We start from the raw sequence: 14,924 nt of genomic DNA, 5'->3' as shown, positions 1-14,924 counted from the left end.
CCCGCTCCCCGTTCCTGTTTCGGCCCGTGCGTGTGGCTGTGCCTGTGCCCGGATGCTCCGGTTGCCGGGCGGGTGCCCGGCAGCCCTGCTCGTCTAGCTCTGGTGGCCCTCGTAGTGCGCCACCGCGTCCGAGGTGCGCCCTGCGCCGTACACCCTGAGGAACTCTGCCAGTTCCGGGTGGGCCGGGGCGAGGGAGTCGGCGGCATCGATGATCTCACCGGCTGCCGCGACGGACCGCAGCAGCGACTGGATCTCGCGGACCACGCGGCGCACGGTGGGGGCACCGCCGGTCGTCGTGGTCTGACCGGTACCGGTGAGCACGGAGCCTCCCTGCGACTTCTTGATCTCTTCCATGCGGTCGGTGGCCTCTCCGGCGCTGATGCTGCCGTCCGCCACCTGGCTGGCGAGTTCCTGGAGCGCCTGGACGCGCTGGACGACCGCGGGGTTGCCGATCTTCGCCCGCTGGCCGCTCATGAGCTGGGAGAGCATGGGGGCGGACAGCCCGAGCACCGCGGCGAGCCGGGCCTGATTCAGGCCCAGGTCATCTATCAGCCGTCGGAAGAGCGCACCGAGCGGCTCCCCGTACCAACTGCGCTGAAGATCCCTGGCTCTGGCCGTTGCCTCTTGCTGCGCTGCATCCATGGCGTCTCCCCTTCGCTGCGGCTTCGCTGCTGCGAACCTCGACGTGCATCTTACGGAGAGTGGTTGTCCACCGGGAGTCCCTATCTTTTTGCAGGTTTCAGGGGGTCACCCGGTACTCTGGTCTGCGGCGGTGGCGCACGGCGGAGAACGTCGGGTGCTGCCTGCTTTTCGGGGCCTTAGCTCAGTTGGTAGAGCGCTGCCTTTGCAAGGCAGATGTCAGGAGTTCGAATCTCCTAGGCTCCACGGCAAAAATCCCCCTGACCCGCGTTTGCGCAGGTCAGGGGGATTTTTTTGGGTGCTTGTCCGATCCTGGTGTCAGGGGCGTTCGTCCGGGTCCTGGCCGCCCAGGGTGTCCTCCGCCTCCGCGTCGGACTGCTTGGCCTGAACCTCGGGGTCCAGGACGGACCGGTCGCTGCCGTCGACCGAGGACAGGGGGTCGCGGTCGTCGACCTCGGTGGGCGCGGGGGGCTCGACCAGCCAGTCGGGGTTGGCCTGCTTGTCCCACCACCGCCAGACGGCATAGGCGCCGCCCGCCAGGAGGCCGGCCACGGCCAGGCCCTTGAACGCCCTGCCGCACTTGGCCCGCCGTTCGTGCTTCCGGGTCAGCTTCCTGATCTCCTTCGCCGTGACCTGCCCGCGCAGAGCGGCCAGTGCGGCCGCGCTGCGGGCCGTGGCCTCCTCGGCGACGGGCTGGGCGGCGGCGATGGCGTGCCCGACGCGGGGAACGGTGTAGTCCGCCGCGCTGCGGGCGGCCTGTCGGCTGCGCAGGGCGGCGCGCTGTGCGGCCTCGTCGACCTTCGGGGGCACATGGGCGCGGGCGAGTTCGATACGTGGTGCGAGGTGCGCGTCGTACTGGACACGGGCCTGCTGTGCTGCCTTCGACACCTTCGGTGCGAGCAGTGTGCGAGCCTCGTGCGCATAGTGAACGGCCTGTTCCTTGGCCGAGTCGGCGTAGGGCGCCACCACTACCGCGGCGTGCTGCACGCTGTCCCTCGCCGAGTCGGTTGCGGCGCGCACGCTGTCGATGCGGGTCACGGGATCCTCCTCCTTGGTGGCGGGTAGGTACTCCGCCTTTCCACCCAGTTCGAGATCATGCCTGCAGGGGACCTGTGCGGCACGCGGGACGGGCATCCGGGTCATTCCGGCCATCAGGGATGCCCCGGGGCAAGCAGGTGCAAGCGGAGCCTGTTGACGAGCTTGCCATGGTTCGGTCTGCCGCGCGCCGGTTCGTCACACACTTGGCCGCATGTGTTCCTGCGACGATTCCGACCGTCGGCTGGGAAGCCGCAGGCGGGCGGCGTGTGGAGGGGGAAACGGTGCAAGAGCTGTGTGCGGCGCAGCCGGGCCGGGCGCCGGGCGGGGTGGGCCGTGCGAGGATCGGCTGACGTCAGATCAGACTTACGGAAGGCAGACCGTGGCCGAGCAGCTTTACGCCACCTTGAAGACCAATCAGGGCGACATCGAGATCCGGCTTCTGCCGAACCACGCGCCCAAAACGGTGAAGAACTTCGTCGAGCTCGCCACCGGTGAGCGCGAGTGGACCCACCCCGCGACCGGGGCCAGGACCAAGGACCGGCTGTACGACGGCACCGTCTTCCACCGGGTCATCAGTGGCTTCATGATCCAGGGCGGCGACCCGCTGGGCAACGGCACGGGTGGCCCGGGCTACGAGTTCGGTGACGAGTTCCACCCCGACCTCGCCTTCACCAAGCCGTATCTGCTGGCGATGGCCAACGCCGGTCCGGGCACCAATGGGTCGCAGTTCTTCGTGACGGTGTCGCCGACCGCCTGGCTGACCGGCAAGCACACCATCTTCGGCGAGGTGGTGGACGGAAAGAGCCAGAAGGTGGTGGACGCCATCGCGGCCACCCCGACCAACGGGCGCACCGACCGTCCGGTGCAGGACGTGGTCATCGAGTCGGTCGTCGTCGAGACACGCTGATCGCGCCCCGTAGCTTTCCTCTTACTCTCCGTCCCGCCTCGCGGGAACGAACCGCCCCGTCTGTCCGTACTTCATAGGAGAGCGGATGCGCGGGGCGGTGCCTCGCGGGCTGCTGCCGCGACGAGGACCGAGGGGACCGGGAAGCGATGGGACCGATGGACCAGCAACCGCCGGGCGGCCAGGACCCGACCTCGTCCGTCGACGGCCCGGTCAGCTGTTACCGCCACCCGGGCCGTGAGACGGCGATCCGCTGCGTGCGCTGCGACCGGCCGATCTGCACCGACTGCATGGTCAGCGCCTCGGTCGGCTTCCAGTGCCCGGACTGTGTGCGCCAGGGATCCGGTACGGGGCACCATCCGGCCGCCGCCCGGCCGCGGACGCTCGCCGGCGGCACGATCGCGGCCGATCCCCGCCTGATCACCAAGATCCTGCTGGGCATCAACGCCGCGGTGTTCCTGGCGGTGCTGGCCAACAGTGCGCTGATCAACGATCTGGAACTGCTGGGCAGAGCCAATTTCTACTACGGCGGTCCGCCCGAGGGCGTCGCCGAAGGCCAGTGGTACCGACTGGTGACCTCGATGTTCCTGCACGAGGCGGTGTGGCACTTCGCCTTCAACATGCTGGGGCTGTGGTGGCTCGGCGGTCCGCTGGAGGCGATGCTCGGCCGCGCTCGCTATCTCGCGCTCTATCTGCTGTCCGGGCTGGCGGGCGGCGCTCTGACCTACTGGCTCGCGGCGCCGAACCAGCCTTCGCTGGGCGCTTCGGGTGCCATCTTCGGCCTGTTGGGTGCCACGGTGGTGCTGATGCGCCGGCTGAACTACGACATGCGCCCGGTCTTCATGATCCTGGCGATCAACCTGGTCATCACCTTCAACCCCTGGGGCGGTATCGCCTGGCAGGCGCATGTCGGCGGGCTGGTCGCGGGCGCGCTGATCGCGATAGGCATGGTGCACGCCCCGCGCGAGCGGCGGAATCTCGTGCAGTACGGCATCTGTGCCGCTGCCCTGGCCGTCGTGGTCCTGATCGTGCTCGCCAGGACGGCCTCACTGACGTAGAGGGCAGGCAGCCCACGCCCGTCAGCCAGATATGGACCATTTGTGACCGAAGTTGTCCACAGCGTGTACCCGATCTTGTGCATTTCACGGGTACAACTGTGCCCCTTGTCGCTGAGCTGGGTTTTTCCCAGTCAGGACAAGGGGCGTGCCGCCCGCTCCGAGGGGTGGCTGCAGTCATATCGGCGTCAACCGCCGAGGAGTTATCCACAGATCGTCTGACCTTTTCCCCCGCCTGTGGATAACTCTGTGGGTAACTCAGGGCAAGGGTTGCGGGACAGGTTCCCGCCGTGGTCCTACGCGGCTCGCGGGGCTACTTCCACTGGGTGGAGACGCCGAAGCCGCCGGCGATGAAGCCGAAGCCGACGACGATGTTCCAGTTCCCCAGCGAATCGATCGGCAGATCGCCGTCGGTCACGTAGAAAACGACGATCCAGGCCAGACCGATCAGGAACAGCGCCAGCATCACCGGCGCCACCCAACTGCGGTTGGTCAGCTTTATGTTGGTTGCCTGCTTCGCCGGAGGGGGCGTGAAGTCGGCCTTCTTGCGGATACGTGACTTCGGCACGAGGGACTCTCCTGTCGATGCGCTGCGTGACCGCGCAGGGAACTGTGGCTGGCGCCGGGGTTGGGCGCGAGGGGGAATGCTGCCTCCCCGGGGCGTCCGTTAGCGTAGTGCTTCCGTGGCGCCGAAGGAGATAAGGGTACGTTGAGCAATTCTGCCGACTCTCCCCCAGGCCCGGCCCGGAGCACCTTCCGGCATCCGGCCAAAGTGCTCACGGCTGCCGTTTTCGCCCTGGCCGGCCTCATCTTCGTCACCAGCGCCAATACCGCCAAGGGCACCAATATCCGTACGGACTCCTCGCTGCTGAAACTCTCCGATCTCATCCAGCAGCGCAGCGAGAAGAATGCCGCCCTCGACGAGTCCGTCGCCTCCGTGCGGGGGGACATCGACACCCTTGCCCAGCGCGACGACGGCAGCACGAAGGCGGAGGACGCCAGGCTCGAGGCGCTGGAGCGCGCCGCCGGGACGGCGAAGCTTTCCGGCAGTGCCCTCTCCGTCACGCTCGACGATGCCCCGCAGAACGCCACCGCGAGCCCCGGCTACCCCGATCCACAGCCCAATGACCTCGTCATCCACCAGCAGGACCTGCAGGCCGTCGTCAACGCCCTCTGGCAGGGCGGCGCCCGCGGGATCAAGGTCATGGACCAGCGGCTCATCTCCACCAGCGCGGTGCGATGTGTCGGCAACACGCTGATCCTTCAGGGCCGGGTCTACTCGCCGCCGTACAAGATCACCGCAGTCGGTGATCCCGGAAAGCTGGAGCAGGCGCTCGACGACTCTCCGGCGATCCAGAACTACCTGCTGTACGTGAAGGCGTACGGGCTCGGCTGGAAAGTCGACGAGCGCGGGGCGGTGACTCTTCCCGGCTACTCGGGCACAGTGGATCTCCACTATGCGGAGCCGGTGAAGTAGCGAGCAGCTGCGGGGAGGCCGACCGGTGTCGGTGCGACTGATCGTCAGGACGTTCAGCGAGCTGTGCCTCACCGTAGGCGCCCTGATCATCCTCTTCGTGGTCTATGTCTTGTTCTGGACCGGGGTGAAGGCCGCGGGCGCGGCCGAGGGACAGATCGACGACCTGCAGAACCAGTGGGCCCGGGGGGCGGTGGCCGCGCCCGCGCCGCAGACCTCCGAGGAGAGCCCGAAGCCGACGGCCCCGGCCGCCGCGCCGAAGGCGTACCGCGACGGGAAGCCGTTCGCGATGCTCTACATCCCGCGCTTCGGGAAGGACTGGGAGTGGCCGGTCCTGGAGAACACGAAGGTCAAAACCCTGCAGAAGGGCCTCGGTCACTACCGGGGCACCGCGGCGGCGGGCGCGACCGGCAACTTCGCGGTGGCGGGGCACCGGCGCACCTACGGCGATCCGTTCAAGGACTTCCCGAGGCTGCGCCCCGGTGACGCGGTGCTGCTCACGGACGGGACGACGTGGTTCACGTACCGCATCGACAAGAAGCCCTACCGCACCGTGCCGGGCGACGTCGGCGTCATCGACCCGGTCCCCCGCAAGTCGGGTTTCGACGGGCCCGGCCGCTATCTGACGCTGACCACCTGCGAGCCCGAGTGGGGCAGCAGCCACCGGCTGATCGCCTGGGCGCATCTGGACGCGACCCAGCCCGTCACCGCCGGCCGGCCGGCGGCTTTCCCCGGCTGACCCTCACGGCCCCTTGCGGCGGGCTCCTCCCGGTCGGCCCACGCCCGCGCCCCGGCGGCTTTCCCCGGCTGACCCACGGCGATGCCCCGGCCCTTTAGTCTGGTCCCGTACCGAATGAAGGGGTCAGCATGTACGGCTGGATCTGGCGGCATCTGCCGGGCAACGCGTGGGTGCGTGGGGTCATTTCGCTCGTGCTCGCCCTGGCGGTCGTCTACGTCCTGTTCCAGTACGTCTTCCCGTGGGCGGAGCCACTGCTTCCGTTCGGCGATGTGACGGTGGACGGTACGAACGCGATGGGGGCCGGCCGATGAGCGCCCGCATCCTGGTCGTCGACAACTACGACAGCTTCGTCTTCAACCTCGTCCAGTACCTCTACCAGCTGGGCGCCGAGTGCGAGGTGCTCCGCAACGACGAGGTGACCACGGCCCACGCCCAGGACGGCTTCGACGGCGTCCTGCTCTCGCCCGGGCCCGGCACCCCCGAGCACGCGGGCGTCTGCATCGACATGGTGCGGCACTGCGCGGCGACCGGCGTGCCGGTCTTCGGCGTCTGTCTGGGCATGCAGTCGATGGCGGTGGCCTACGGGGGCGTGGTGGACCGCGCTCCCGAGCTGCTGCACGGCAAGACGTCCCCGGTGATCCACGAGGGCAGGGGCGTCTTCACCGGGCTGCCCTCGCCCTTCACCGCCACCCGCTACCACTCGCTCGCCGCGGAGCCGGACACGGTCCCCGAGGAGCTGGAGGTCACCGCGCGCACGGCCGACGGCATCATCATGGGGCTGCGCCACCGGGAGCTGGCGGTCGAAGGGGTGCAGTTCCATCCGGAGTCGGTGCTCACCGAGCACGGCCATCTGATGCTGGCGAACTGGCTGGCGCAGTGCGGTGACACCGGAGCCGTCGAGAGGTCGGCGGGGCTCGCGCCGGTGGTGGGCAAGGCCGTCGCGTGACCCCACCCCGCCACGGATCCGACGCCGGACAGGGCGGCCCGTACGAACCGGGCGGGTCCGAGGCCGCGGGCGCGTTCGAGGCGGCGGTGGACCACTTGGCGGACCCGCTGAACGACCCGCTGCCGGGGCGTCACGCAGCACCGTGGTTCCGGACGGAGAACGTCCAGGCCGGGCAGCCGGCCATGGACGGCGGCGAGTCGGGGGAGCCGGACGCCGCGACAGCCTCGGCGCGGGTACCACACGGGCCACAGGAGGCCCAGGAGCCTCCGCGCGAGTGGTACGACCCCGAGGGCTACGCACGGGACTGGTACGGCCGCCAGGAGCCCGCGGCGGCACCGCCCGCGCCTGTGCCGCCCGCCCATGTGCCGCCCACCCCTGCACCCCCTGTTCCGCCCGTCCGCCACGACGAGACCGTCGCGCTGCGGAAGGCGGAGCCCCGGCGCATGGTCGTCGCCGACCAGGCGGTGACGGCGGTCCTGCCGGTGACGGCCCCCCGCCCCTGGCCGGAGCATGATGCCGGGCCCACCGGCGAGCTGGGTTCCACCGCTCCGGACTCTTCCGTTCCGGCCACCGGCGGACGGGCCGAGCGGCGCCGTGCGGCGAAGGGCCGCGGCCGCAGGCGCGGCGACGGGGCGCCGGATGCGGCGACGGCGAAGTCCGGGGGCGTGGACGCCGTACCCCCGAAGCCGATGTCGCGCGTCGAGGCCCGGCGGGCGGCCAAGGCGGCCAAGGACAGTCCCGCGGTCGTCGTCAGCCGTGTGGTCGGCGAGCTGTTCATCTCGCTGGGCGTACTGATGCTGCTGTTCGTCACGTACCAGCTGTGGTGGACGAACGTGCGCGCCGAGCAGATCGCCGGCAAGGAGACCCACAAGATCCAGGACGACTGGGCCAAGGGCAACCGGAACCCCGGTGTGTTCGCGCCGGGTCAGGGCTTCGCGATCATCCACATCCCCAAGCTGGACGTGGTCACACCGATCGCGGAAGGCATCAGCAAGGAGAAGGTCCTCGACCGGGGGATGGTCGGGCACTACGGCGAGGAACCGCTCCGTACGGCCATGCCCTCGGACAAGCAGGGCAACTTCGCCCTGGCCGGTCATCGGAACACGCACGGCGAACCGTTCCGCTACGTCAACCGGCTGCGCCCCGGTGACCCGATCGTGGTGGAGACGCAGGACGCCTACTACACGTACGAGATGACGAGCGTCCTTCCGCAGACCTCGCCGTCCAACGTGTCGGTCATCGGCGCGGTTCCGCCGCAGTCGGGGTTCAAGAGGCCCGGCCGCTACATCACACTGACGACCTGTACGCCCGAATTCACGAGTACGTACCGTTTGATCGTCTGGGGCAAGATGGTCGAGGAACGGCCGCGCAGCAAGGGCAAACCCGACGCGCTTCTGGACTGAGCGGGCCGGACGACATCACGACAGGGACGGTGCGGTGGCAGCGACGACCGAGGACGAAGAGCTGACCGGTGAGTCCGCACCCCCGGTGCGGCCCAGGGGCCGTCACCCCGTGGCAACGGCCGTCAGCGTCTTCGGTGAACTCCTGATCACCGCGGGCCTGGTGCTCGGGCTCTTCGTCGTCTACTCCCTCTGGTGGACGAACGTCCTCGCCGACCGCGAGGCCACCAAGCAGAGCCACACCATCCGCGACCGCTGGGCCGGTGGCCCGGGAGCGCTGGACACCAAGGACGGCATCGGCTTCCTGCACGTCCCGTCGATGAAGAACGGCGAGGTGCTCGTCAAGAAGGGCACCGACACCGACAGCCTCAACGACGGCATCGCCGGCTATTACACCGATCCGGTGAAGTCGGCGCTCCCCTCGGACAAGCAGGGCAACTTTACCCTGGCCGCCCACCGCGACGGCCACGGGGCGAAGTTCCACAACATCGACAAGGTGCGGACCGGGGACGCGATCGTCTTCGAGACCAAGGACACCTGGTACGTCTACAAGGTCTTCAACGAACTGCCCGAGACGTCGAAGTACAACGTCGACGTGCTCCGGCCGGTCCCGAAGGGCTCGGGCGCGAAGAAGGCCGGCCGCTACATCACGCTGACGACGTGCACGCCCGTCTTCACGTCGAAGTACCGCTACATCGTGTGGGGCGAGCTGGTGCGTACGGAGAAGGTCGACCGCGACCGTACGAAGCCGGCGGAGCTGCTCTAACGAGCTCGTGCACGGTTAGCGGTGAGACGTCGAATGGCCGGGGACCTCGGTGCTCATGTCTGTCACGCCAGGCTCCGGTCTGCGGTCTGTTGTTGGGACAGCAGGCCGGCGATGGCTTGGATGGTGTCGTCCATGTGCTCGCGGCGGCCGAGGTGGCGGGCCAGTGCCCGCCAGTTCTTCAGGTGGGCGATGCCGTGTTCGACCCGGATGCGGCGTGAGGAGTGTGTTTTGCGCTGGCGCTCGTGCATCTCTTCGTACCAGTCCGGGGCGTTCTTCTTGAACTTGCGGTGCGGCGGCGTCACGACGCGTCCGCCGGTCTGTGCTCCGAGTCCTTGGTAGCCGGCATCGGCAAGGATCTCTACCGCGGGACCGTCGGCCAGGAGCTTGACCAGCCCTAACTCTCGGGCGTGGGTGATGTCCGCGCAGCTTCCGGGCTTGGTCGTGCTGCAGAACAGCAGCCGCCCGTCCCCGTCGGTGAAGACCATGACCTTCACGGCGTTCTGCTTGTTCTTGCCGGAGATGAAACGATCCCGGTCCTTATGGCCGACGGCCGGGCGGCGGACCCGGATCTCGGTGCCGTCGATGATGCCGGTCTTCCCGGCCCGGCCGAGATGATCGACGACCTCGTCCAGGGTTCGCAGCCGCATGTCGGGGCTGATGGTGCATCCCCGCTCTGCGAGCAGGGGCCGCACCTCGCCGATGGCACGCGTGACAGTCGAGCGGTCTACGCCGAACCAGCACAGCACATCATGAGTAACCCCGTGGCGAAGATGCACGAGCGTGGCCAGGAGCCGATCGACGAAAACCATGCAGTGCTTCGCGCTGGCGCCCACCGCACGCTTCCGCGACCGGGACGCCAGCCTGGCCTGGTGCCGCTCATGCCACAACGGCCCGACCTCAGCAACCAGTTCAGCAATTACAACGGCTGACAAGCCCGTGATCCTCCGGTCGCTGATGATCGCTGCGCGCGTCACGTTCCCCACCACCCAGCCATGATCGCCGATCCGAGACCGACGTTTCACCGCTAACCGTGCACGAGCTCGTTAGCCCCGCGCTTTCATGAAGCGGGCCGTCCGATGGGTGGTCAGGTAAGCGAAAAGTGCCTCTGACCAGCAAGAATGAGGATTGTCGAGGTCCTTGTTCCTGCTCCAGCCGGAGGCACTTCTCAGGTGAAGAAGAGTATCGGGTCGTACCCGCGTGTCCGGATCGAGGGCGGTGGTCTCACAGGCCGGGGGCGTGCTGCTGGTCGAGACGGTCCGCAAGGCCGACTTGGACACCGCGATATCAGCGGCGCTGGCGCCGTGGCGGAAAGCTCGGGCGGTGCACGATCCGGGCAAGATCCTGCTGGACGTTGCCCTCGCGGTCGCGCTGGGCGGGGACTGCCTCGCGGACGTCGCCATGCTGCGGGCCGAGCCGGCCGTGTTGGGGCCGGTGGCATCCGACCCGGCGGTCTCCCGCCTCATCGACACCCTCGCGGCCTCCGGGGAGACAGCCCTGCGGGCCCATCCGTGCCGCGCGGGCCGACGTTCGCCAGCAGGTCTGGCGGTTGGCCGACCGGGAAGCGCCTGATGCGGACGGGACGGTGACCGTGGACCTCGACGGGGTTCCGGCGATCGCGCACTCGGACAAGGAGGACGCCGCACCCACGTGGAAGCGCTACGGGCACCACCCTCTGACGGGGTTCGTCGACCACGGATCGGGCGGCACCGGCGAACCGGTCATGGCCCTGCTCAGACCAGGCAACGCGGGCTCGAACACGGCGGCCGACCACAGCACCGCAACCCAACTGGCCCTCGCCCAAATGCCGAAGAAGTACCGGCGCGGGCGCCGGACCCTGATCCGCACCGACTCCGCAGGCGGCACCCACGACTTCGTCGCCTGGCTCGCCCAGCGAGGACGGTGGATGTCCTACTCGGTCGGCATGGTGATCACCGAGGCGATCCACCAGCACGTGCTGAAGGTTCCGGCATCGGCCTGGACTCCGGCCGTCGAGACGGACGGAGAGGTCCGCGACGGCGCCTGGGTCGCTGAACTCACCGGCGACGTCCTGGACAGCTGGCCCAAGGGCATGCGGCTGATCGTCAGAAAGGAACGACCGCGCTCCGGAGCCCAGTTGCGGCTTACCGATGCGGACGGCATGCGGCTGACGTGCTTCGCCACCACCACCTCGGGCCGGCCGATCGCCGAACTCGAGCTCTGTCACCGGCTGCGGGCCCGGGCCGAGGACCGCATCCGAAACGCCCGCGCCACCGGCCTGCGCAACGTTCCCCTGCACCGCACCGCTCAGAACCGGATCTGGCTGGAGATCGTGCAGATCGCCTCCGACCTGCTGGCGCGGATGCCGATGCTCGCCCTGACCGGCAAGGCCCGCCTCTGTAAACCCCGCTGGCTACGGCTCCGCCTGTTCACCGCAGCCGGACAACTCGTCACCACTGGCCGCCGGCGGATCCTCCGCCTGGCCCGGCACTGGCCCTGGACCGGCCACATCACCGCCGCCCTGGACCGGCTCACCCAACTGCCCGCCCCTGGTTGACCAGCGGAATCCCCGCCCCTTCGACAGCACCTCAACACCCGGAGCAGTGGAACCCGGCGCCATCCCGAGACGACACTCGGGCCCTCGGCCTGCACAGCTTCAGCCCACGGCACGAAAACGGTCCACGACTCCGGCGGCGGACCGTCATGAAACTTCGAGGTTAGTGAACTTGATCGGCGGATTTCGGGTGCGTGGAGCGGTGATTTCCAGGCTGCACGTGTCCAAGCTTCGCACAGACACTGCCAATTTGGCGCGAATGTGCGAACATAACTCGTCCCACGATCAGGCGCAATTCTTTCGGTTGCCGCCATGTGTAGAAGCTTTCGATGGCCTGTGGAATCAGAACCACAGACGGCTAACCCTTCACTGACCGAACCGCGAGCGTCCGAAGAGTGCGACTCGAGTCCTTGCGGACTTCATGAGGTTCGAGACGCAACCTGAATCACACGATGTCAGTCATCAAAGATGTCCTCGACCTGGAGGAGTGGTGCTGAGGGCACTCAATGCCTCGCTATGTACGTGAGGACGGTCAAATCGTGACAGTACGCGTCGGCGTGGTCCGGTTGTTGTGCCTACCCTGGATGGGCCACGAGCCGCAGCCGATCCGTTCGGGCCATCTATTGTGCAATGCTGACCGAAAATGCGGTTCTAGCGAGCGATCCTCTCTGTGATCGTACGGGCATGGAGAAGAACTCGAAATTCCGACGGCTTGCCCGACCGATTGCGGTGGGGGCAGCTGCTTTGTCCCTTGTTTTGGTTGCTTCCAACCCCGCCAGCGCGAAAGATATGGTGGCTGATTGTGGAACTACAGGGGCGGTCGCCGATGTGACAATATATGACTTCAATGGGGCTACGGATCGGATTGATTTCCACATGGAGATCAAGGACTCTCTGGCTGACGGTCATCATGCGCGTGCGCGGCTCCTCACGAAAACCTCCAGTGGGGCTGTGGTCTACTGGAAGTGGCACAGTGATACGAACGGTTCCGGAAATGGATGGGTCACCCTCAATTCTTACGCGATTGACGATCGAGGGATATTCGATGTCGGAATTCAGGTCGCCAGGTTTGAGGGTGACACCCTTCTGAATTCATGTAAAGCGTGGATGTATAAGGGTTGAGGCAGCGAGAATTAAATGCTCGGTCAGGGGTCGGTAATTGGCTTGCTCGTATAAGGCTGGCCGACTGCGACGGCACGTCTCCGACGGGGCTGTACCGACACGACGAGCCACAAGCGAAGGGCCCCGGTCACCGTTGAGGTGACCGGGGCCCCGTGCTGTGGCGTGACTGCTAGTGGCCGTTGCCCCCGCCGAGGAGGCCGCCGCCGCCGTTCCCGCCTCCGCCCATGGTGCTGAGCGTGATGACGGTGGTGGCCGGGTCGGCCTGGGTGTTCGGCTGCGGGTCCATGCCGATGACGGTGGCGTTGTCGTCCGGCGAGCTGCCGTCGGCGAACTGGATCTGCGTGAAGCCGGCCTGGGCCAGGAGCTGCTTGGCCTCGGACACCTTCTTCGTGATGACCATGGGGACGGCGACCGTCGGGGGCTGCGTCGGGCCCTTGGACACCTTGAGGATGATCGAGGTGTCCTTGCCCACCTTCTCGTTGGCCGCCGGGTTCTGTTCGACCACGATGCCCGCAGCCTTCTCGTTGTCGACCTCGGCTTTGCCGATGTTCGTGAAGCCGAGCGCGGTAAGCTGAGCCACCGCTGCGTCCCATGTGCGGTCGGTCACAGGGGGCACCGAGATCAGCTTCTCCGTGGCAACGGAAATTTTCACCTCGGAGTTCTTCTCGGCCTTGGCGTTGCCCTTCGGCGTCTGATCCAGGACCGTGCCTGGGTTGGCCTCCGAGGTCTCGACCGAGTTGACCGTGACCGTGAAACCCTTCTCCTCAAGGCTCTGGCGAGCGTTCTCCAGGGACTCGTTCGTGACGTCCGGGACGCTGACCTTCGGCGCACCGCTGGAGACGAAGACCGTGATGGTGTCGTTCTCCGCCACCATCGCGTCCTTCGCCGGCGTCTGACGGCAGATCTTGCCCGCCGGCTGCTCCTCGCACTCTTCCTTCGGGCCGACCTTGAGGATCGTGTTCGTGTTGTCGGCCAGCAGCCGCGCTTCCTTGACGGTCGAACCGATCATGTTCGGCGCCTTGAACGTGCCGTCGCCGCTGTCGCCGTCACCGCCGAAGACGGCCTTGCCGATGAGGACCGCGCCGATCAGCACCAGGATGCCCGCGATGACCAGCAGGATCGTGGAGGTGTTGCCCTTCTTCTGCCGGCGGCGGTCGGGGCGGTCGTCGTAGCCGTAGCCGCCGTCGTCCGGGTTGACCGGCGGCAGCATCGACGTGCGGTCGCCGCCGTGGTCCGCGGCCCGCAGGGCGGTGGTGGGCTGGTCGTTGTCGTAACCGCCGTAGCCGCCGTAACCGGCCGCGCCCATCGCCGCCGTCGCCGCTACCGGCTGACCGTCGAGGCAGGCCTCGATGTCGGCGCGCATCTCGTCGGCCGACTGGTAGCGGTAGTCGGGGTCCTTGGTGAGGGCCTTCAGCACGATCGCGTCCATCTCGGGCGTGATCTCGGGGTCGAAGTTGCTGGGCGGCTGGGGCTCTTCCCGCACGTGCTGATAGGCCACCGCGACCGGTGAGTCCCCGACGAACGGCGGCCTGACGGCCAGCAGTTCGTAGAGCAGACAGCCGGTGGAGTAGAGGTCGGAGCGTGCGTCGACCTGCTCGCCCTTGGCCTGCTCCGGGGAGAGGTACTGGGCGGTGCCGATCACGGCAGCGGTCTGGGTCATCGTCATGCCGGAGTCGCCCATGGCGCGGGCGATGCCGAAGTCCATGACCTTGACCTGGCCGGTGCGCGTCAGCATGACGTTCGCCGGCTTGATGTCGCGGTGGACGATCTGGGCGCGGTGCGAGTACTCCAGTGCCTGGAGGATGCCGACCGTCATTTCGAGGGTGCGCTCGGGCAGCAGTCTGCGACCGGAGTGCAGAAGTTCCCTGAGCGTCGACCCGTCGACGTACTCCATGACGATGTACGGGATCGAGACCCCGTCGACGTAGTCCTCACCGGTGTCGTAGACCGCGACGATCGCCGGATGGTTGAGCGAGGCGGCGGACTGGGCCTCACGGCGGAACCGGGCCTGGAAGGACGGGTCGCGGGCGAGGTCCGCCCGGAGCGTCTTCACAGCTACGGTGCGGCCGAGCCGGGTGTCGTGAGCGAGGTAGACCTCAGCCATGCCACCACGGCCGAGCACCGAGCCCAGCTCGTACCGGCCGCCGAGGCGACGCGGCTCTTCCATAACTGTTCCAGCCCTCTCCGTCAGTCCTGACCGCACCGGTGTGCGGTCCGGCGGTGTGCTGTTCGCGCATACGCTACCGGCCGCGCACTACCTGATCAGCCCACAGGCAATACCTGATATCCGACCGGTATCCGCAGGGGCGGA

Annotated in this window: 14 protein-coding genes, 1 tRNA gene and 1 pseudogene; 11 read left to right on the top strand and 5 right to left on the bottom strand. The window is 67.8% G+C overall.

Translation table 11 applies throughout. The features are described from left to right. Positions 1-93: 93 nt before the first annotated feature. Entirely contained in the window at positions 94-642 is a 549-nt protein-coding gene (locus ABTX18_RS13530) for a helix-turn-helix domain-containing protein (protein WP_136326735.1), read from the bottom strand. 170 nt (positions 643-812) lie between these two features. Here ABTX18_RS13530 and ABTX18_RS13525 point away from each other — a divergent pair. Further along, positions 813-885, top strand: a tRNA-Ala gene (locus tag ABTX18_RS13525). Between the two features lie 72 nt (positions 886-957). Here ABTX18_RS13525 and ABTX18_RS13520 read toward each other — a convergent pair. After that, on the bottom strand, positions 958-1,677 hold the full coding sequence (locus ABTX18_RS13520) for a DUF5324 family protein (RefSeq protein WP_352122875.1): 720 nt from the start codon (positions 1,675-1,677) through the stop codon (positions 958-960). A gap of 379 nt (positions 1,678-2,056) precedes the next feature. Here ABTX18_RS13520 and ABTX18_RS13515 point away from each other — a divergent pair, with 379 nt between their 5' ends. Both ABTX18_RS13515 and ABTX18_RS13510 read left to right on the top strand, forming a co-directional pair. After that, positions 2,057-2,584 (top strand): peptidylprolyl isomerase, encoded by a 528-nt coding sequence (locus ABTX18_RS13515; RefSeq protein WP_352122874.1) that lies wholly within the window; start codon positions 2,057-2,059, stop codon positions 2,582-2,584. 155 nt (positions 2,585-2,739) lie between these two features. Next, positions 2,740-3,639 (top strand): rhomboid family intramembrane serine protease, encoded by a 900-nt coding sequence (locus ABTX18_RS13510; protein ID WP_352122873.1) that lies wholly within the window; start codon positions 2,740-2,742, stop codon positions 3,637-3,639. 310 nt (positions 3,640-3,949) lie between these two features. On the opposite strand, the gene crgA is transcribed toward ABTX18_RS13510, so the two are convergent. Further along, on the bottom strand, positions 3,950-4,204 hold the full coding sequence (gene crgA, locus ABTX18_RS13505; protein WP_136326732.1) for a cell division protein CrgA: 255 nt from the start codon (positions 4,202-4,204) through the stop codon (positions 3,950-3,952). Between the two features lie 141 nt (positions 4,205-4,345). On the opposite strand from crgA, the gene ABTX18_RS13500 reads away from it, so the two are divergent. From ABTX18_RS13500 to ABTX18_RS13475, 6 genes are all read left to right on the top strand, one after another. After that, positions 4,346-5,113, top strand: a complete 768-nt coding sequence (locus ABTX18_RS13500; RefSeq protein WP_352122872.1) for a DUF881 domain-containing protein — start codon at positions 4,346-4,348, stop codon at positions 5,111-5,113. 25 nt (positions 5,114-5,138) lie between these two features. Beyond that, positions 5,139-5,849: a class E sortase gene (locus ABTX18_RS13495; RefSeq protein WP_352122871.1), complete on the top strand. Its 711-nt coding sequence runs from the start codon at positions 5,139-5,141 to the stop codon at positions 5,847-5,849. A gap of 128 nt (positions 5,850-5,977) precedes the next feature. Then, positions 5,978-6,160, top strand: coding sequence for a hypothetical protein (locus ABTX18_RS13490; RefSeq protein WP_136326730.1), 183 nt, complete (start codon positions 5,978-5,980; stop codon positions 6,158-6,160). Then, positions 6,157-6,795, top strand: a complete 639-nt coding sequence (locus ABTX18_RS13485; protein ID WP_352122870.1) for an aminodeoxychorismate/anthranilate synthase component II — start codon at positions 6,157-6,159, stop codon at positions 6,793-6,795. Before ABTX18_RS13490 ends, ABTX18_RS13485 begins: the two co-directional genes overlap by 4 nt. After that, entirely contained in the window at positions 6,792-8,198 is a 1,407-nt protein-coding gene (locus ABTX18_RS13480; RefSeq protein WP_352122869.1) for a class E sortase, read from the top strand. Before ABTX18_RS13485 ends, ABTX18_RS13480 begins: the two co-directional genes overlap by 4 nt. Positions 8,199-8,232: 34 nt before the next feature. Next, complete coding sequence (locus ABTX18_RS13475; protein WP_352122868.1) at positions 8,233-8,961, top strand: class E sortase; 729 nt, start codon at positions 8,233-8,235, stop codon at positions 8,959-8,961. Positions 8,962-9,023: 62 nt separating this feature from the next. Here ABTX18_RS13475 and ABTX18_RS13470 read toward each other — a convergent pair whose 3' ends face one another. Next, positions 9,024-9,947, bottom strand: coding sequence for a transposase family protein (locus tag ABTX18_RS13470; protein WP_352122867.1), 924 nt, complete (start codon positions 9,945-9,947; stop codon positions 9,024-9,026). Positions 9,948-10,130: 183 nt separating this feature from the next. Here ABTX18_RS13470 and ABTX18_RS13465 point away from each other — a divergent pair. Both ABTX18_RS13465 and ABTX18_RS13460 read left to right on the top strand, forming a co-directional pair. Next, a pseudogene (locus ABTX18_RS13465) lies at positions 10,131-11,494 on the top strand (IS1380 family transposase). 681 nt (positions 11,495-12,175) lie between these two features. After that, positions 12,176-12,613 (top strand): hypothetical protein, encoded by a 438-nt coding sequence (locus tag ABTX18_RS13460; RefSeq protein ID WP_352122866.1) that lies wholly within the window; start codon positions 12,176-12,178, stop codon positions 12,611-12,613. 169 nt (positions 12,614-12,782) lie between these two features. Here the strand turns inward: ABTX18_RS13460 and pknB are convergent, their stop codons facing one another. Continuing rightward, positions 12,783-14,780, bottom strand: coding sequence for a Stk1 family PASTA domain-containing Ser/Thr kinase (pknB, locus tag ABTX18_RS13455; protein ID WP_352122865.1), 1,998 nt, complete (start codon positions 14,778-14,780; stop codon positions 12,783-12,785). Positions 14,781-14,924 lie beyond the last annotated feature (144 nt).

Origin of the sequence: Streptomyces sp. NPDC096323 (genome assembly GCF_040302845.1) — a bacterium.
GTDB lineage: Bacteria > Actinomycetota > Actinomycetes > Streptomycetales > Streptomycetaceae > Streptomyces.
This window is presented reverse-complemented; position numbering and strand designations above follow the sequence as displayed.

What these genes read in the sequence shown, in the direction of transcription:
- ABTX18_RS13510 (WP_352122873.1), top strand. Translation starts at nt 2,740, where the DNA reads ATGGACCAGCAACCGCCGGGCGGCCAGGACCCGACCTCGTCCGTCGAC.
- pknB (WP_352122865.1), bottom strand. Translation starts at nt 14,780, where the DNA reads ATGGAAGAGCCGCGTCGCCTCGGCGGCCGGTACGAGCTGGGCTCGGTG.
- ABTX18_RS13460 (WP_352122866.1), top strand. Translation starts at nt 12,176, where the DNA reads ATGGAGAAGAACTCGAAATTCCGACGGCTTGCCCGACCGATTGCGGTG.
- ABTX18_RS13485 (WP_352122870.1), top strand. Translation starts at nt 6,157, where the DNA reads ATGAGCGCCCGCATCCTGGTCGTCGACAACTACGACAGCTTCGTCTTC.
- ABTX18_RS13530 (WP_136326735.1), bottom strand. Translation starts at nt 642, where the DNA reads ATGGATGCAGCGCAGCAAGAGGCAACGGCCAGAGCCAGGGATCTTCAG.
- ABTX18_RS13490 (WP_136326730.1), top strand. Translation starts at nt 5,978, where the DNA reads ATGTACGGCTGGATCTGGCGGCATCTGCCGGGCAACGCGTGGGTGCGT.